Below are 18,408 nucleotides of genomic sequence, written 5' to 3'. Positions count from 1 at the left end.
AATGAAATTCATTATCAATTAAAAAGGAGCTATATCATGAAGAAATTATTCTCACTGATTGCCATCTTGGCACTATTCCTAGCAGCTTGTTCTTCTAACAACGAGCCAGCTGAAACAGAATCTTCTACTGAACCAGCAGCAACTGAGGAGTCTGGCGAAGTAAACCTTTATACAAGCCGTCACTACGATGTGGATGACGAATTATATGCACAGTTCACTGAAGAAACTGGAATCAAAGTAAACGTAATCAAAGGTGAAGCTGATGAGCTGCTCGAGCGCATCAAGCGTGAAGGCGAAGCAACTGAAGCAGATCTTCTATACACAGCTGACGTAGGTCGTTTGTTCCGTGCGAAAGAAGAAGGCGTTTTGGAAGTTGCGGAAAGTGATGTTTTAAATGAGCAAATTCCTGAGAAGTACCGTGATGGGGACAACCAATGGTTTGGTCTAACAAAACGTGCACGTGTTCTTGTATACAACCAAGACACTGTTCAACCGGAAGACCTTTCAACATATGAAGCATTAACAGAAGACGAGTGGAATGGCCGCGTGTTGATCCGTTCATCTGAAAATGTGTACAACCAATCACTACTTGCTTCATTCATCGCAATCGATGGAGAAGAAAAAGCTACTGAGTGGGCAGAAGGTTTAGTAAATAACTTCGCGCGTGACCCTGAAGGTGGAGACCGTGACCAAGCGAAAGCAATCGCAGCTGGTATCGGTGATGTTGCCATCATGAACACATACTACTTAGGCCAAATGTTAAACTCTGAAGACCCAGAAGAAGTAAAAGTCGCTGAAAACTTAGGCGTCTTCTTCCCGAACCAAGAAACAACTGGAACACACGTGAACATTTCAGGTGCGGGTGTTGTAAAAGGTTCGAAAAACAAAGAGAATGCTATTAAGCTTCTTGAGTTCTTATCAGCAGATGCAGCACAAGAAGTGTTTGCAGAAACAAACTATGAATACCCAGTAAATGAAGGTGTACCAGCTTCTGAACTTCTTCAGTCTTGGGGCGACTTCAAAGAGCAAGACATTCCTTTGTCTGAGCTTGGTACGAACAATGCAAAAACAATTATGATCTTCAACCAAGTAGGTTGGAAATAATACAGTGAGCCTCCCATTTCGGGGGCTTTTTTAGTGTTCTTGATTTGTCCTGAAAGTTTGAACACCCGGAGGTCAGGTTGCCTTTTCCCGGGCAATCGGAGTTTTCCTGAGACCCGGCAACGAAGCTGAAAGTGTTCTTCTTTCAGCTTACGTGGGGAGGCTCAGGGAAACTCCCCCAGGAAAAGGTGGCCTGACCGTAGGGGGTTCAAATTTCAAGCAATTAGTTTCCATAAAATCATTTGGGGCGCTAAACGAGGGTCTACGGTCGTTAAATACCAGTTCACGGTCGTTAAATATATGATTACAGTCGTTAATTGCCGGCTCTCGGGCCTTAAAGAAGTAGAAGGTGACAGGTATCTTTTGCCAGGAAAAGGTGACCTGACCGTAGGGGGGTCAAAAACCAAATAGTTGCTAAGTTGTGAACATTCATCGAGAATGAGTATCATTTCACATACACCAGGGCATTGGTCATGCTATAATGAAACTCGCGAAGAAATCGGATTTCAGAAGGGCCTGAAGCCACGTGAGAAAACTATCGTATTACTTGAACGGGTGGACTATCCTCTCGGTCATCATCGTACTTTCCTTACTCTCACCAATGCTACCCATTATCAGTGGACTAGTAGCACCAGCAAGTGAGAACTGGGAGCATATTCAAGAATATATGCTGTGGAACTATATGGAAACCACTTTCCTGTTGGTCTTCTACACGGCAATTGGAACCATTGTAATTGGAACGAGCCTTGCTTGGTTGATTGCCCAGTATGAGTTTCCATTCAGTCGGTTCTACAAATGGGCGTTGATTTTACCATTGTCGATTCCGCCGTTCATAGCGGCCTATACATACTCTGGTATGATGAGCTACACAGGTATTATCCAATCGACATTACGGAACGTTTTCGATGTTCAAGTCGATCAACGGTTCTTTGACATTATGAATATTCCAGGAGCTATTTTCATTTATACGATGTTCCTGTATCCATATGTTTACACCATCACACGAGTATTCTTGTCCCAGCAAGCGGCGTCACTTGTTGAAAGCGCTAAACTACTTGGAAAAGGGCCATGGTCCATATTCTTGCAAGTAGTGTTGCCGATCTCACGTGCTGCCATTATTGGTGGGGTAAGCTTAGTATCACTAGAAGTGCTTAATGATTACGCTGTTGTGAAATACTATGGCATCCAGACGTTTAGTACAGCAATCTTTCAAACTTGGTTTGGACTCGGGGATATAGATGCAGCAATCAAGCTAGCAGGATCTTTGATGACGTTTGTTGTGTTGATGCTCGTCATTGAGAAGCTGTTACGCGGAACAAAACAATTTAGTTACTCGAACACAAAAGTGAATCCGCTTCCGAAAGTCCAACTGAAGGGGTTTAAAAAATGGGGAGCATTCGGTTATGTAACGTTTATTTTCAGCTTGGCATTCTTGATTCCTGTCATTCAACTTGTCGATTGGTTTGTGTTGACATGGGGGTCTATTCCTAATGGTGAATTTACAACGTACATTCGAAACTCGGTATATGTTGCGGGAGTAGCTGCATTTGTAATTGTCATTGGCGCATTAATCGTTGGGAACTTCCAGCGCTTCACACGAGGACGTATCGGAAAGATCTTGCCGAAGTTTACAATTGTCGGGTACTCGATTCCAGGTGCGGTCATCGCCGTGGCAATTGTGACGATGTTCATTTGGTTAGACCGTCAACTTGCGCCACTTTATGCGGCGGGGGGCTTTAGCTCGTCACTTGTACTGAGCACAAGCGTCGTGATGCTAATTGTAGCGTACATCGTGCGATTCTTTGCAATCGGCTACAATGCGGTTGAATCAGGCTACGATAAGATTGGTGTCAATTTTAGTTTGGCTTCCCGAATGCTCGGTGCATCGGTGACAAAGACATTTTTCAAGGTCGACATCCCATTATTAAAAGGAGCTATTATTTCTGGCTTCATCCTAGTGTTTGTTGATATTATGAAAGAAATACCACTTACGCTGATTTTACGTCCATTTAACTTTGATACACTCGCAACAAAAGCATTCCAGTATGCCAGCGATGAAAAAATCATGCAAGCGAGTCAACCGTCCATTATCATCATCGCGATGAGTGCCTTGGCCATCTTTGTGTTTTATAAACTTCTGGATAAGGAGAATGCGAAATGACGATTGAGATAAAAGATGTATGTTTTTCGTACCGCAACAGCAAAGATTTAGCAATTGATCATTTTTCGATGTCGATCGAGACTGGGGAAGTGATTTCGATACTCGGACGAAGTGGAAGTGGCAAGAGCACAATGCTTCGGATCTTAGCAGGTCTTGAAATTCCTTCTAAAGGAAAATTTCAATTATACGATGACGTATTGTTTAATGAAAATCATTTCGTGCAGCCCGAAAAGCGGGGGATTGGACTGGTGTTCCAAGACTATGCACTCTTCCCACATATGACAGTGCTCGATAACGTGAAATTTGGTCTTAGCAAATTATCACGCACGGACCGATTGAAGCGTGCAAATGAAGTGTTAGAATTAGTTGAGATGACGGAATATAAGAAACGGTATCCGCATCAACTAAGTGGTGGGCAGCAACAACGTGTAGCTCTCGCACGTGCTTTAGCGCCAAATCCGAAGTTGTTACTGCTGGATGAGCCGTTCTCAAATTTAGATAAAGAACTGCAATACAAAATCCGAGAAGAATTGTACTCGATTTTAAAACGTGCTCAGATCACTTCGATTTTTGTGACACACGATGAAGATGATGCACATACGATTGCGGATCGCATCGTCAAACTCGACAAAGGAAAGATATCCAAGATTGGCCGCCCTTGCGACATGTTGGGTACACCACTCAAGCGTCCAGAGGTCATCCTGAAATAAGTCTTGCACAATCGTGCCCGTATCGGTATACTAATTTTCATAATCGTTACATGTAGTGACGAGGACATGATTTTTGGTCCTGCCATTTTAGAGAGAGAAGCCTAGGCTGTGAGCTTCTTATGGATAGCCCTTAAATTACCACCTCTGAACAGTATGCAAACCAATGCATACCGGCACCGGCCGTTATCCGACGTAGAGCTTCGTCTGCATCCGTGTAGACAGAAGAAGGGTGGAACCACGAATTTATTCCTCGTCCCTTTATTGGGACGGGGATTTTTTGCGTTCTGCACCACATGAAAAGGAGAGATTCGTATGATTCAATTGATTTATCCAGACGGCGCTGTTAAGGAGTTTGAACAAGGCACAACGATGGAAGATGTTGCTCAGTCAATCAGTCCAGGACTTCGAAAAAAAGCGCTCGCTGCTAAGATCGATGGCAAACTTGTTGATTTAAAAGCACCGCTTGCTGAAGGTGGAAAGATGGAAATCATCACACCCGACGCACCCGACGCACTTGAAATTTTACGTCATTCATCCGCCCATTTGTTAGCGCAAGCTGTGAAACGACTATATCCAGATGCAAAGCTTGGTGTAGGTCCAGTTATTGAAGGTGGATTCTATTACGATATTGATTCGGAGACTGCCATCACATCTGAAGATCTTCCTACAATTGAAAAAGAAATGAAAAAAATCATTAACGAAAATATTGCAATCACACGACACGATGTATCGCGTGACGAAGCCTATGCACGTTTTTCTGAAATTGAGGATCCTTATAAACTCGAATTGCTTGAGGCGATTCCAGCGGATGAACAAGTATCGATTTATGAGCAAGGTGAATTCTTCGACCTTTGTCGTGGTGTACACGTGCCATCAACTGGGAAGTTAAAAGAGTTCAAATTATTGAGTGTTGCCGGTGCTTATTGGCGTGGAGACAGTGACAACAAGATGCTTCAGCGTATTTACGGGACTGCATTCTTCACGAAAGAAGATTTGAAAGAACATCTTCGTTTACTTGAAGAAGCAAAAGAACGTGACCACCGCAAAATCGGAAAAGAGCTCAATTTGTTTATGAATCATTTGAAAGTGGGACAAGGGCTTCCATTATGGCTTCCAAAAGGCGCAACAATCCGCCGCATCATCGAACGGTACATCGTCGATAAAGAAGTACAACTTGGCTATGATCATGTGTATACACCAATCATGGCGAATGTGGAACTATACAAGACAAGTGGTCACTGGGATCACTATCAGGAAAACATGTTCCCTGTGATGGCAATGGACAATGAGGAGCTTGTTCTTCGTCCGATGAACTGCCCGCATCACATGATGATTTACAAAAACGGCATTCACTCGTACCGGAACTTGCCGATTCGCATTGCAGAGCTTGGCACAATGCACCGTTACGAGATGTCAGGTGCTCTATCCGGGTTGCAACGCGTTCGCGGCATGACTTTAAATGACGCGCATATCTTCGTTCGTCCAGACCAGATCAAAGAAGAGTTCAAACGCGTTGTTCAATTAATCTTAGAAGTATACAAAGACTTTAACTTAGAAGATTACTCGTTCCGTTTGTCATACCGAGATCCGGCTGACACTGAGAAATACTTCGATGACGATCAAATGTGGGAACGTGCACAAGGGATGTTAAAAGAAGCGATGGACGAGCTTGGTCTTGAGTACTATGAAGCTGAAGGCGAAGCAGCATTCTACGGACCAAAGCTTGATGTCATGGTCAAAACGGCTCTTGGAAAAGAAGAGACGTTGTCGACTGCACAACTTGATTTCCTTCTTCCAGAACGCTTTGACTTGAACTATATCGGAGAAGATGGAAAGCAACATCGCCCAGTCGTTATCCACCGTGGAGTCGTTTCTACTATGGAACGCTTTGTTGCCTTCCTTATTGAAGAGTACAAAGGGGCGTTCCCAACATGGTTGGCTCCAGTCCAAGTACAGATTATTCCGGTTTCAAACGAAGTACACCATGACTACGCGAAGCAATTAGAAGAGAAATTCAAATCAAAAGGCTTCCGAGTGCACATTGATGACCGTGAAGAGAAACTTGGCTACAAGATTCGTGAGGCCCAGATGCAAAAGATTCCGTATATGCTGGTTCTTGGGGATAAAGAAAAAGAAGCAGGCGAAGTGAACGTCCGTAAATACGGTGAACAAAAATCAGAGAGCATGGCATTTGAAGACTTCTTTGCGCATATTGTAAAAGAAGTGCAGTCATCTGTTGACAACTGATTATTCAGGTGCTATAGTAAATAAGGTTATTGAATACATGTTTGTGGTATAAGAAGAGGCTGCCCGCTTCTCACCTGTTCGACTCTTTGTTGACTGGTTCGCACAAGAACGACTTTCACATGCAATTTTGCATGTCGTATAGCGGCGGGCAGACAGAGATGTCTGCCCGCTTTTTATATGGGTACAAGTTGTGAATAGCAACTGCACTTCATACCCGACCTTGTATTCGCGATACTATTTGGAGGTGGATTATTATTAGCAAAGACATGTATGTAAACGAAGGCATCCGTGCAAGAGAAATTCGTGTAATTGACCAAAATGGTGATCAGCTTGGACTCAAAACACGTAACGAAGCACTCGAGATTGCTGCTCGCGTTAACTTAGACCTTGTCCTTGTGGCCCCTCAAGCCAAGCCACCTGTTGCTCGTATTATGGATTATGGTAAATTCAAATTCGAACAGCAGAAAAAAGATCGCGAGATTCGTAAAAATCAAAAAATCGTTGTATTGAAAGAGGTTCGTTTGAGCCCGACGATTGACGAACATGATTTCCAAACGAAACTTCGTAATGCCATTAAGTTCCTTGAAAAAGGGGACAAAGTGAAAGCATCGATCCGATTCAAAGGCCGTGCGATTACGCATAAAGAGATTGGACAACGTGTCCTTGATCGTTTTGCAGAAGCATGTGCAGAGGTTTCTACTGTAGAGCAGAAACCGAAAATGGACGGACGCAGCATGTTCTTGGTTTTAGCGCCAAAGAACGAGAAATAAGCATTTAGAAATTGTTTAGGAGGAATTCGACATGCCGAAAATGAAAACTCACCGTGGAGCAGCTAAGCGCTTCAAAAAGACGGGTACTGGTAAACTTAAGCACGACCGTGCATATGGTAGCCACTTATTTGGAAACAAATCTACAAAAGCGAAACGTAAACTTCGCAAGCTTAAAGTAGTTTCTTCAGGCGACTACAAGCGCATCCGCACACTATTAACGTACATGAAGTAATTCGACTATAAATGAAATAGCAGGAGGTTGTTTAATATGCCACGTGTAAAAGGTGGAACAGTAACGCGTCAGCGTCGTAAAAAAGTCATTAAATTAGCTAAAGGATACTACGGTTCAAAACACACACTTTATAAAGTTGCTAACCAAGCAGTTATGAAGTCTGGTATGTACGCATACCGTGACCGTCGTCAAAAGAAACGTGATTTCCGTAAATTATGGATCACACGTATCAACGCGGCAGCACGTTTGAATGGTCTTTCTTACAGCCGTTTAATGTTCGGTCTTAAATTAGCAGGTATCGAAGTTAACCGTAAAATGTTAGCTGACCTAGCTGTAACGGATGCTGCTGCATTCACTCAGTTAGCAGATGCTGCTAAAAAAGCAATGGACAAATAAATTCAAGCTATGAGCTCTCTTTCCTTTATGGAAGGGGAGTTTTTTTTCGTAAGTTGTGCTCCATTCCAGGGCTGCTTTCCGAGGGAGCGTCGTGAGACTCCTCGTCGCACACTCCTGCGGGGCCTCACGTTCCAACTTTTAATCCCTCCAGAGTCAGCCCCTCCATTGCGTACAACTTGCTCTTGGGGAAAACTAGTTACGAATCAACTCGTAACTTTGTTTTGTTCCTCCGGTAATTTTCCTATACACTAAGTAAAGAAAGGGGGCGTCTATACATGGAATACTTATGGATCATCGTCGTTGGGATGTCGATCGCTGCACTATTCACAATGCGCCATGACAAACGACAAGCACAAAAAGGAGGGCAGCGTGTTCCTGAAAACACACTGTGGTTGCTCGCAATTCTTGGAGGAGGACCAGGTGCTTACGCAGGGATGCAAATGTTTCGTCATAAGACCAAACATACATCTTTCCGAATCGGATTTTTAATGCTTGCCGTAGCACAACTGTTTTTACTTGTGTATCTCTACAATTAAAAAAAAGCCCGTTTACACGGACTCTCGGTAACCTTTCATCAACTGTTCGATTGGGTTCTTCCAGCTGATTACGGCATTTGGATAGCTAAGCTGAATCTCTTTTTCAAGGAATAAAAAATCTTCACGCGTCATTCCTTGCAGTTTTGTAGCGTCATGTGCCCAGACAAAAATGGAGACGACGTCGAATGCGTCTTCTGTTGTGCCGAGGTATTTTTCACCTTCAAATAACGCACCTTGGTACGCGATCAAAAAGTTTTTTCGCGCATTTTTACTGTCGTCATAAAAATAGTAGGACTCCTGTTGCACCGCTTCATCCAATTTTCGTTTTGGATCGAGTAAATACCGCATGACTTTATACAATGCGTAGGCGACAACAGCTATCAGTACGAGCCGAAATATCATGACACCACTCCCTTTATACATAACCATTCCATTATCTATACGAACCAAAGTTGATTTGGTTTCAAACTATTTGAAAAAGGTGTGAAAAACTTTGAATCTCCAATCTTTAGTGAAGATGCAACGAGAATTAGATAGCTATATTGAACAAAAACGTGGTATTGAAGAAGATGTTTTTGACCGAAAAGTGATTGCTTTATTAGTAGAACTTGGAGAACTGGCCAACGAAACGAGAAGTTTCAAGTTTTGGAGTGATAAGGGGCCTTCTGAAAAAGCGATTATTCTCGAAGAATATGTGGATTCGATTCACTTCCTGCTTTCGATAGGAATTGAAAAGTCACTTGCCGATGAGCTCATTGAATGGCCAGTCGGAGCAGAATATATGGATTTAAATGAAGCATTTCTAGCGACTTACAAAGGAATTTCGAATTTCCAACAAGTGCCGTCTGCAAAAAACTATACTTCAATATGGGAAGGCTATGCAGAAATTGCACGACTTCTCGGGTTCACAACGGATGAAGTAGTCGAGGCGTACCACGCCAAAAATGAAGTAAATTATACTAGACAACAGACAGGATACTAACTTGTTGTTTACATTCTATTCAGTCTTTTCGTATAATGGGAATAGATTGTTTAGGAGGTCGAAATAATGACGAAGCTAGATGAAACATTGACAATGCTAAAAGATTTAACAGATGCACGCGGAATCCCTGGCAATGAGCGTGAAGCACGAGAGGTTATGGAAAAGTACATCACGCCATTTGCTGATGAAATTTCATATGACAATTTAGGCAGCTTGATTGCGAAAAAGTCTGGTTCTACAGAAGATGGACCGAAAATCATGGTCGCAGGTCACTTAGATGAAGTTGGTTTTATGGTATCTCGTATCGACGACAAAGGATTCTTATTTTTCCAACCAGTAGGTGGATGGTGGAATCAAGTCATGCTTGCTCAGCGTGTGACGATTGTTACACGTAAAAAAGGGGACATTACTGGAGTCATCGGATCAAAACCGCCTCACATCTTATCACCAGAAGCTCGTAAAAAGCCAGTAGATATCAAAGATATGTTTATTGATATCGGTGCCTCTTCTAAAGAGGAAGCAATGTCTTGGGGTGTATTACCAGGAGACATGATTGTACCTTATTTCGAATTCCACGTGATGAACAATGAGAAATTGCTTCTTGCAAAAGCATGGGATAACCGTATCGGCTGTGCCATTGCGATTGATGTTTTAAAAGGCCTTCAAGATCAACAACATCCAAACACGGTCTACGGTGTTGGAACAGTGCAAGAAGAAGTGGGTCTACGTGGTGCGAAAACTGCAGCTATGAAAGTGCAACCAGATATCGCATTCGCAGTTGACGTCGGTATCGCAGGTGACACACCTGGTGTTACACCAAAAGAATCAACGTCAAAAATGGGCGAAGGTCCTCAGATCGTCTTGTTCGACGCTTCTATGGTCTCTCACAAAGGATTGCGTGACCTAGTTGTTGACACAGCAGATGAAGCAGGTATCCCGTACCAGTTCGAAACAATTGCTGGAGGCGGAACAGATGCAGGTGCTATTCATTTGACGATGAATGGAGTACCAGCAGTTGCAATCGGTGTTGCGACACGTTACATTCACTCACATGCAGGTATTTTGCATCGTGACGATTACGAAAATGCTGTGAAATTGATTGTTGAAGTCATTAAAAAATTGGATAAAGATACGGTTGAGACATTGAAGTTCAACTAATAGAAGTTTGACCTCTGGGTTACACGAAAGCGAGTTCGCTCCCTTTTGTGATAACTGCAGGGGTTATTTTATTTCATGCATTGACATACACTGTTATGTATATTTATAATATAAAGTACATGAATATACATTTTAGGGAGATGAGGATATATGAAGTTGTTAGAATGGGTGAACATTAAACCTGTGGAGAGTTTGAAAGGGAAGGATCTGTTGACACTTTTTGATTACTCAACTGAAGAAGTAAAAGAACTTCTTGAACTAGCAATAGATCTGAAGTTTTTAACAAAAGAAGAAAAATGCCCTCCGCTTCTTGCAGGGAAGACACTTGGGATGATTTTTGAGAAGCATTCGACACGCACGCGTATTTCATTTGAAGTAGGCATGCAACAGTTGGGAGGGCATGGTATGTTTATGCATTCTCGTGATTTACAAATCGGACGCGGAGAGAGCATTCCAGATACTGCGAAAGTATTATCCGGTTACTTAGACGGTATTATGATTCGTGCAAATTCCCACGAGATGGTAGAAGAACTTGCAGAGCATGCCTCGATTCCAGTAATCAATGGGTTGACTGATTTGTTTCACCCGTGCCAAGCACTTGCCGATCTCCTCACTCTTCAAGAAGTAAAAGGAGGACTTGCAGGGAAAAAACTTGCATATATCGGAGATGGCAACAATGTCGCGCACTCTTTAGCCATTGCCGCAGCGCACATGGGGATGCATATTCATATCGCATCTCCGAGAGAGTATGAACCTGTTGAGTGGATCAGTGAAAAGATCTCAAAACTTGCCATTACCAATGGAGGGTCATACGCAGTGACAAGTAATCCTGTGGAAGCTGTGAAATCTGCCGACTGTATCTACACAGATGTGTGGACATCGATGGGACAGGAACAAGAAGCGGAAGCACGACTTGCAGCATTTGAACAATTCCAAGTAAATGATCACTTAGTTGCGCATGCAAAGTCGGATTATGTATTTTTACACTGTCTTCCTGCGCACCGCGAAGAAGAAGTGACAGCGAGTGTGATAGATGGACCGAATTCTTATGTATTCCAACAAGCTGAAAATCGTTTACATGCACAAAAGGCAGTACTAGCCTCACTCTTATAATTTTCTAAAACGGCAGGTGTCCGCTATAGAACATTCGTGCCAGAGGGCATAAAAATAAGTACATAAAAATGGCCCGGGAGACGCTGGGCCATTTTTTAATGGATTGCTTTTTCAAGCAATTTAACAGCATCCTCGATCATCGAGTAGATGTCTTCGGAAGTGGAACCTGCGACACTTGATGAGATTGATTCGCGAATTTGAAAAGCCATTTCATCATCCCTCCGTTTCCTGTATAGTATGTTTTCTGATAGTCTTTTTTATACAAAAAGGTATGATACACTGAAAGAAAAAATAGGAGGCTTTTATGAAGCGCATCGAATCAAAAAGCAATGCACTCGTCAAGCATTGGAAGAAGCTTGTAACCGTTCGCAAAGAACGTGAAAAAACAAAAGAATTTCTTGTAGAAGGTCATCATCTAGTAGAAGAAGCACTCAAGGTGCCTGGTATGGTCAAACACATTATGATGGGCGACCATGCTACTCTCGATCATAAATGGCAGACCGAGGACATTCAACTGCTTGAAATCAGTCCAGAAGTTGTCCAGGAACTAGCAGATACGGAACATACTCAAGGGATTTTCGCACATTGCCAACAACCTGCATATAAGCTCGCACTCAGCGCATGGTCTCGTGTATTGCTGATTGACGCTGTGCAAGACCCAGGAAATGTCGGAACTATGATCCGCACGGCAGATGCAGCAGGAGTGGATGCTGTGATTTTAGGCAAAGGAAGTGCAGATGCATTTAATCCGAAAACCCTGCGTTCAGCACAAGGCTCAACATTCCATTTACCTGTTGTGAAAGCGGACCTCGAAGACTGGATCGCCAATTTAGCAGATGAAGGATTTGTCTTGATTGGAACTGCTCTAGAAGGTGCCAAGAATTATAAAGATGTCGCACCTTCTGACAAAATGGCGTTCATCTTAGGGAATGAAGGAGCGGGCGTGCAAGCGAACCTTTTAGAACAAGTGGATGCACGCGTGAAAATTCCGATTTATGGACAAGCAGAGTCGTTGAATGTAGCCATTGCCTCTGCCATCGTACTCTATCACTTCGGTGAAAAAGCTTGATATTCCTAGAACTGACTCGTATAATGAGTATGAAAATACAACAGCAATGACCGGGAAAAGTATAAGAAGAGCACAATGGCTCAGGGAGAATGTGGCTAGACTGAAACCACTTCCCATTGTCTTCTTAGAAGTTCACCCCAGGTAGCTGCCACTTGGACCAGAAATGTAAAGGTGGCCGGTTCCGAGCCGTTATTCGTTTGAGTGATGATGCTTTGAGCATGATAACTAGGGTGGTACCGCGATGATAACTCGTCCCTTTTTGGGGCGAGTTTTTTGTTTTGTCAAAATAAGGAGGAATCGACAATGGAAGCACAACTTTCCGCGTTAAAACAAGAAGTTCTTGAAAAAATCCAAGCCGCTTCAACAGTCAAAGAATTGCAAGACGTCCGTGTAGCTTATCTCGGAAAAAAAGGGCCTATCACGGATCTATTAAAAGGCATGGGGAAACTTCCTGCTGAAGAACGACCGAAGATGGGGGCGCTTGTTAATGAGATGCGCCAAGAAGTCACGGCTGTTTTAGATGCACGTATGACAGAACTTGAAGCGGCTGCAGTGGAAGCGCAACTTGCGAATGAGACAATCGACGTCACGTTACCAGGTCGTCCTGTACAAATCGGGAATCACCATCCATTAACAAAAGTCATCGAAGAAATTGAAGACTTGTTCATCGGTATGGGCTATGAAATCGCAGAAGGACCAGAAGTAGAGAAAGACTACTATAACTTTGAAGCACTGAACCTTCCAAAAGGTCACCCAGCACGTGATATGCAAGACTCGTTCTATATTTCAGAAGAGCTTTTATTACGTACACATACGTCACCCGTGCAAGCACGTACGATGGAAAAGAAAAAAGGGGAGCCGATTCGCATCATCTGTCCAGGTAAGGTATTCCGACGTGACAACGATGACGCAACACACTCACACCAGTTCATGCAGATTGAAGGACTTGTCATTGGCGAAAATATTCGCATGACGGACTTAAAAGGAACACTCGACTTACTCGGCAAGAAAATGTTCGGCTCAGACCGTGAAATTCGTCTACGCCCAAGCTTCTTCCCGTTCACAGAGCCATCCGTTGAAATGGATATCTCGTGTTTCAAATGTGGCGGTTCAGGATGTTCTGTATGTAAGCGCACTGGCTGGATTGAGATTTTAGGGGCCGGAATGGTTCATCCGAATGTTTTAGAGATGGCAGGATACGACCCGGAGAAAGTATCGGGATTTGCATTCGGAATCGGAGCAGAGCGCATTGCGATGCTGAAATACGGAGTCGAAGATATTCGTCACTTCTATACAAACGATATGCGGTTCATTCAACAGTTTGAACGCACGGAAGGGTAAGGTGGAAAGCATATGTTAGTATCACTAAATTGGTTAGCAAACTACGTCGATCTTTCAGGCGAAAACCCGTCTGAACTCGCTGAAAAAATTACGCGTTCTGGCATTGAAGTCGATGCACTCGAAGTTCGTTCACAAGATATGAAAAATATTGTGGTTGGGCATGTTGTTTCCAAAGAGAAGCACCCGGAAGCAGATAAATTAAACATCTGCCAAGTCAATGTAGGAGCAGACGAATTGTCGCAAATCGTGTGTGGCGCACCAAACGTCGATGCAGGACAAAAAGTCATAGTCGCCGTTCCAGGCGCACGTCTACCAGGCGGTTTCAAAATTAAAAAAGCAAAATTACGTGGGCAAGAATCGCATGGTATGATCTGTTCGCTTCAAGAGTTAGGCATCGAAGGGAAAGCAGTACCAAAAGCATTTGCAGATGGCATTTTTGTATTGCCGGAAGAGGCGGAAATCGGAGCAGATGCGCTTGAGTATTTATCACTCCACGACACAGTGTTGGAGCTCGGCTTGACTCCAAACCGTGCAGACGCGATGAGCATGCTTGGTGTGGCCTATGAAGTAGCAGCGATTTTAGGGAAAGACGTGAAACTTCCAGAAATTAGCTACACAGAAGGCTCTGAAAAAGCGGCAGATTACTTAGCATTAGAGGTGCAGGCGAAAGACGCAAACCCTTACTATAGTGCAAAAGTCATTAAAGATGTCCAAGTCGGACCATCCCCACAATGGCTACAAAACCGTTTGATGGCGGTTGGTGTACGTCCACACAACAATGTTGTTGACGTCACGAACTATGTCTTGATGGAATATGGTCAGCCACTACATGCGTTTGACTATGACCGATTGGAAACGAAAAAAATCGTTGTTCGTATGGCATCGGAAGGCGAAAAAATCACAACGCTCGATGATCAAGAACGCACGCTTGCGGAGACGGACCTTGTGATTACAAATGGTGAAGTACCTGTTGCAGTTGCGGGTGTCATGGGCGGTGCAAATAGTGAAGTAAGTGACGAGACGACAACGATCGTTCTTGAGTCTGCTTATTTCACAGGCAGTTTTGTTCGTCAAACGTCGAAGAAACTTGGCCTTCGTTCGGATGCATCGGCACGTTTTGAAAAAGGTGTCGACCCGAACCGTGTAGAAGCAGCAGCAGAGCGAGCGGCACAACTACTTGCAGAACTTGCGGGTGGAACAGTGTTAACAGGCTCAGTTGTTGTCGATGAACTCGATAAAACACCGAAAAAAGTCATAGTGTCTCCAGACTTCATAAACGAACGTTTAGGGATGAAAATCTCATTGGATGAAATGCAGCACATTTTGACACGTCTACAATTCCCGTTTGAGGTTGCAAACGGCTTGTTCTATATTGACGCCCCAACTCGTCGCCAAGATATCGTCATTCCAGAAGATATCGTCGAAGAGATTGCGCGTATGTACGGCTATGATCGCATTCCGATGACTCTTCCAGAAGGCGCACATCAAGCAGGTGGGTTGTCACCTTACCAAGCAAAGCGTCGTCTTGTGCGTCAAACACTTGAGGGGGCTGGCCTCTATCAAGCTGTAACATACTCATTAACGTCCCATGAGCAGTCGCAAAAGTTTGCATTGCACCAAGCAGACGTAACAAAGTTATTGATGCCGATGTCAGAAGAACGCAGCACCCTTCGTCAAAGTTTAATTCCTCACTTAATTGAAGCAGCGAGCTACAATGTTGCACGCCGTGTTGAGAGTGTCGCGCTTTATGAAGTAGGTTCAGTCTTCCTAGACAATGGGGTGGACGAGCTTCCTACTGAAATCGAGCATGTGGCTGGAATCGTGACAGGTCTTTGGGTAGATCACATGTGGCAAGGTGAGAAAAAACCAGTTGATTTCTTCGTTGTAAAAGGTATCGTGGAAGCTCTTGCTGCAAAATTAGGCGTGACACTTTCCTACACACAAGCGAAGATGGACGGCTTGCACCCTGGTCGCACAGCAGAAATCTTTTTAGGGGAAGAGCTAGTGGGCTTCATCGGTCAATTGCACCCGAATGAACAAAAGCGTGTTGATTTGAAAGATACGTTTGTATTCGAATTAAACTTGGAGCGGTTGATTACTGAACAGAAACCAACAATTAGCTACACGCCAGTTTCGCGTTTCCCAGCGATCACACGCGATATTGCATTAGTTGTGGACCGTGCATTGCCTGCGTCAACGCTTGAAACGATTATTCGGGGTTCGGGTGGTCGCTTAGTTTCAGCGGTTCGTCTGTTTGATTTGTACCAAGGGGAGAAGATGGCAGATGATAAGAAGTCTGTCGCATTCTCAATCACATATCAAGATGCAGAGCGTACGTTGACGGATGAAGAGGTTGTGGCGGCGCACGATAAAGTAGTCGCTGCTCTAGCATCAGAAGCAAATGCGGAACTACGTGGGTAAGTTTTAGAGTGAAATCCTGTTGAATCTTTTCCTAGTAAGGGCTTTATGACTTGAGGGCTGATTGTAATCAGCCCTTTTTCTAGTGGTTGGGGAGAAAAAGAGTAGGTTTAGGGGAAGTAGTGAAGGGTTTATAACAAGAAAAGTTGGTAGCTTGAAAACTGAGCGACCGTTCTTCTACCGAAAATGAAATTTCTTCTACCGAAATGCAGTTTTATTGTACCCAAAGTGTAATTTATTCTACCCAAGTCTAGATTTCTTCTACCGAAGTCGTTTTATGGAAACTAATTCGCACTTCTTAGTATAGAAAATAGCACCCTCTAAATCAGAAGGTGCTGTTTATCAATGTTTCAACTTCTCAGCGATCTTAATAGCCTTCTGTGTGTTCGCGAAATGCGCCTTTGTCAACGTCTTTAAATACGCCAATCCTTTCTTGTGGAGAATCCGTGCAGCAACCTCATCAACTTTTGCCCCGGCGCCTTTCGGAATTGTGACGCCGACCTGCTGAGACAACTTGTCCATCTCCTCTAAAAACGCATTGCGCGCTAAAATAGAGGCGGCAGCAACAGCAACATGCAGACCTTCTGCTTTTGTGGCGAAATACACATTCTCTTCGATGATTTCCTTTTGCTTCGCGATATGACGATAATAGATATTTTTCTCCGCAAACTGATCAATCAAAATTGCATCTGGTTTTTCATCACCGAGTTTCCGCAAGACGTGTTTTAATGCTTGATTGTGCAACAACGCTTTGATTTTACCCTGCGACCATTTTTTGTCAGTCGCGTCATTATACTTGGCCATGGGAAGGATAAGAATACTGTGGGTAAAGGCTGCTTTAATATCCGGTGCAACCTTTCGTATGAATGCATCGTTCAATTGTTTAGAGTCTTTGCACCCAAGTTCTTCGGCAAGCGAAATTTTATCGGCAGGAATATAGCATGCTGCAACAGTGATGGGTCCGAAAAAGTCACCCGTACCTGTCTCATCAGATCCGATAACGGACAATTTATGAAAACCTTCTGGCAGCAAATTCGACTGAATAGGTTCAGACGACGTAAAAGCTTGCCACTGTTCTGCTTCACGCGTGGCACCGTCTCCTTGAAACATCACTTTTCCAGACTTGTAAACGCTGATGCGTGTGTCTGGAAGCTTAGCGGCAAATACCATTCCAGGAGCTTTAGCAGGAATTGCGTGCAAATCATACTGCGAAATCAAATGATTTATTTGGGATTTATCTAATACGATGACAATGTTTGACATAGCTATGTTCCTTTCTTTCCATCTCTCTCCACTTCATGGTATCATAGTTATTAGGATTTTCTGAGGAGGTCTTGTCTTTGTCAGATCAAACAATTACACGAGTAGCTGTGGATATTTACGGTACTACATACAAAATGGCAGGGTACGAGCCAGCAGGACATATGCGTTTAGTCGCGACGATGGTCGATGATAAAATGCGTGAGATCCAATCGGCAAATCCAAGTCTTGACACGGCAAAGCTTGCCGTACTAACAGCCGTCAATACGATGCACGACTATTTAAAAGTGAAAGAACAACTAGAAGAACTTGAACAGCAATTGAAACAGTTAAAGGGCGGTCTAAATGATTGATATTTTATTACTGATTATTCTTGTTGGAGGCATCATAGTAGGGGCAAAGCGTGGACTGATTGTACAATTGATCCATATGATTGGATTCGTCGTCGCTTTGATTGTTGCCTTCAAGTATTACAAACCTCTCGCAGAAAAGTTTGTGCTGTGGGTTCCATTCCCAGCCATCACATCGAACTCGCAATTATCATTTGCAGTGGAAACACTAGATCTTGATCAAACGTTTTATCGTATCATTGCATTTGCACTTATTTTCTTTATTGTAAAATTTGCCTTACAAATCGTTGCCTCTATGTTTGATTTCCTTAAGTTTTTACCAGTGCTCGGACAAATCAGCAGTATTTTAGGTGCGATTTTAGGATTTATCGAAATTTACTTCCTACTATTTGTATTGCTGTATGTACTAGCGCTACTCCCTGTAGACATGATTCAGACGGCAATCGGTGGGTCAGCAATCGCTAATTTTGTTTTAGAAAATACACCTTTCTTATCAGAGGCGGTGAAGGACTGGTGGTATATCTACCAGGAGAACCGTTCCGCATAACGAATCAAAAACTTCTC

18 protein-coding genes and 2 other annotated features are annotated in these 18,408 nt (G+C 43.4%); of the genes, 16 read left to right on the top strand and 2 right to left on the bottom strand.

All coding sequences use genetic code 11. The annotated features are described in order from the left end of the window. Positions 1 to 36 precede the first annotated feature (36 nt). From ACF3OH_RS08345 to ACF3OH_RS08310, 8 genes are all read left to right on the top strand, one after another. On the top strand, positions 37 to 1,104 hold the full coding sequence (locus tag ACF3OH_RS08345; protein ID WP_392454038.1) for an extracellular solute-binding protein: 1,068 nt from the start codon (positions 37 to 39) through the stop codon (positions 1,102 to 1,104). Between the two features lie 598 nt (positions 1,105 to 1,702). Continuing rightward, entirely contained in the window at positions 1,703 to 3,262 is a 1,560-nt protein-coding gene (locus ACF3OH_RS08340) for an ABC transporter permease (protein ID WP_392456742.1), read from the top strand. After that, positions 3,259 to 3,972, top strand: a complete 714-nt coding sequence (locus tag ACF3OH_RS08335; protein WP_392454037.1) for an ABC transporter ATP-binding protein — start codon at positions 3,259 to 3,261, stop codon at positions 3,970 to 3,972. The genes ACF3OH_RS08340 and ACF3OH_RS08335 overlap by 4 nt, the downstream gene beginning before the upstream one ends. 312 nt (positions 3,973 to 4,284) lie before the next feature. Beyond that, positions 4,285 to 6,219 (top strand): threonine--tRNA ligase, encoded by a 1,935-nt coding sequence (thrS, locus tag ACF3OH_RS08330; RefSeq protein ID WP_392454036.1) that lies wholly within the window; start codon positions 4,285 to 4,287, stop codon positions 6,217 to 6,219. A gap of 44 nt (positions 6,220 to 6,263) precedes the next feature. Continuing rightward, positions 6,264 to 6,403, top strand: a sequence feature (ribosomal protein L20 leader region). A 67-nt stretch (positions 6,404 to 6,470) separates the two neighbouring features. Continuing rightward, the gene (gene infC, locus ACF3OH_RS08325) at positions 6,471 to 6,989 is read left to right on the top strand and encodes a translation initiation factor IF-3 (RefSeq protein ID WP_338032455.1); all 519 of its coding nucleotides are present in this window, start codon (positions 6,471 to 6,473) and stop codon (positions 6,987 to 6,989) included. 31 nt (positions 6,990 to 7,020) lie between these two features. Then, on the top strand, positions 7,021 to 7,221 hold the full coding sequence (gene rpmI, locus ACF3OH_RS08320) for a 50S ribosomal protein L35 (RefSeq protein WP_094944135.1): 201 nt from the start codon (positions 7,021 to 7,023) through the stop codon (positions 7,219 to 7,221). 36 nt (positions 7,222 to 7,257) lie between these two features. Continuing rightward, the gene (gene rplT / locus ACF3OH_RS08315; protein ID WP_094944136.1) at positions 7,258 to 7,617 is read left to right on the top strand and encodes a 50S ribosomal protein L20; all 360 of its coding nucleotides are present in this window, start codon (positions 7,258 to 7,260) and stop codon (positions 7,615 to 7,617) included. Positions 7,618 to 7,892: 275 nt separating this feature from the next. Continuing rightward, entirely contained in the window at positions 7,893 to 8,153 is a 261-nt protein-coding gene (locus ACF3OH_RS08310) for a DUF1294 domain-containing protein (RefSeq protein ID WP_392454035.1), read from the top strand. A 12-nt stretch (positions 8,154 to 8,165) separates the two neighbouring features. Here the strand turns inward: ACF3OH_RS08310 and ACF3OH_RS08305 are convergent, their stop codons facing one another. Next, entirely contained in the window at positions 8,166 to 8,555 is a 390-nt protein-coding gene (locus tag ACF3OH_RS08305; RefSeq protein WP_392454034.1) for a sigma-w pathway protein ysdB, read from the bottom strand. Positions 8,556 to 8,646: 91 nt separating this feature from the next. On the opposite strand from ACF3OH_RS08305, the gene ACF3OH_RS08300 reads away from it, so the two are divergent. The 6 genes from ACF3OH_RS08300 to pheT all read left to right on the top strand — a co-directional run bounded on the left by ACF3OH_RS08300 (position 8,647) and on the right by pheT (position 16,237). Beyond that, positions 8,647 to 9,135 carry a dUTP diphosphatase gene (locus tag ACF3OH_RS08300; RefSeq protein ID WP_392454033.1) on the top strand — a complete coding sequence of 163 codons (489 nt, stop codon included), beginning with the start codon at positions 8,647 to 8,649 and terminating at the stop codon, positions 9,133 to 9,135. Positions 9,136 to 9,201: 66 nt separating this feature from the next. Then, complete coding sequence (locus ACF3OH_RS08295; protein WP_392454032.1) at positions 9,202 to 10,293, top strand: M42 family metallopeptidase; 1,092 nt, start codon at positions 9,202 to 9,204, stop codon at positions 10,291 to 10,293. A 150-nt stretch (positions 10,294 to 10,443) separates the two neighbouring features. Beyond that, entirely contained in the window at positions 10,444 to 11,406 is a 963-nt protein-coding gene (gene argF, locus ACF3OH_RS08290) for an ornithine carbamoyltransferase (RefSeq protein ID WP_392454031.1), read from the top strand. A gap of 304 nt (positions 11,407 to 11,710) precedes the next feature. Beyond that, on the top strand, positions 11,711 to 12,475 hold the full coding sequence (locus ACF3OH_RS08285) for a TrmH family RNA methyltransferase (protein WP_392454030.1): 765 nt from the start codon (positions 11,711 to 11,713) through the stop codon (positions 12,473 to 12,475). 37 nt (positions 12,476 to 12,512) lie between these two features. Beyond that, positions 12,513 to 12,735 (top strand) — a binding site (T-box leader). Positions 12,736 to 12,778: 43 nt separating this feature from the next. Next, positions 12,779 to 13,816, top strand: a complete 1,038-nt coding sequence (gene pheS / locus ACF3OH_RS08280; RefSeq protein ID WP_392454029.1) for a phenylalanine--tRNA ligase subunit alpha — start codon at positions 12,779 to 12,781, stop codon at positions 13,814 to 13,816. Positions 13,817 to 13,828: 12 nt separating this feature from the next. Continuing rightward, entirely contained in the window at positions 13,829 to 16,237 is a 2,409-nt protein-coding gene (pheT, locus tag ACF3OH_RS08275; protein WP_204590333.1) for a phenylalanine--tRNA ligase subunit beta, read from the top strand. A 339-nt stretch (positions 16,238 to 16,576) separates the two neighbouring features. Here pheT and rnhC read toward each other — a convergent pair whose 3' ends face one another. Next, positions 16,577 to 17,497 carry a ribonuclease HIII gene (gene rnhC, locus ACF3OH_RS08270; protein WP_392454028.1) on the bottom strand — a complete coding sequence of 307 codons (921 nt, stop codon included), beginning with the start codon at positions 17,495 to 17,497 and terminating at the stop codon, positions 16,577 to 16,579. Positions 17,498 to 17,574: 77 nt separating this feature from the next. Between rnhC and zapA the strand changes: the two genes are divergently transcribed. Beyond that, entirely contained in the window at positions 17,575 to 17,847 is a 273-nt protein-coding gene (zapA, locus tag ACF3OH_RS08265; RefSeq protein WP_204590335.1) for a cell division protein ZapA, read from the top strand. Continuing rightward, positions 17,840 to 18,391: a CvpA family protein gene (locus ACF3OH_RS08260; protein ID WP_392454027.1), complete on the top strand. Its 552-nt coding sequence runs from the start codon at positions 17,840 to 17,842 to the stop codon at positions 18,389 to 18,391. The genes zapA and ACF3OH_RS08260 overlap by 8 nt, the downstream gene beginning before the upstream one ends. The last annotated feature ends 17 nt before the right edge of the window (positions 18,392 to 18,408 follow it).

It is taken from the genome of Chryseomicrobium aureum (assembly GCF_043182735.1).
Lineage (GTDB): Bacteria > Bacillota > Bacilli > Bacillales_A > Planococcaceae > Chryseomicrobium > Chryseomicrobium aureum.
The sequence above is the reverse complement of the archived record's forward strand: the minus strand, read 5'-3'. Positions and strand labels throughout refer to the sequence as shown.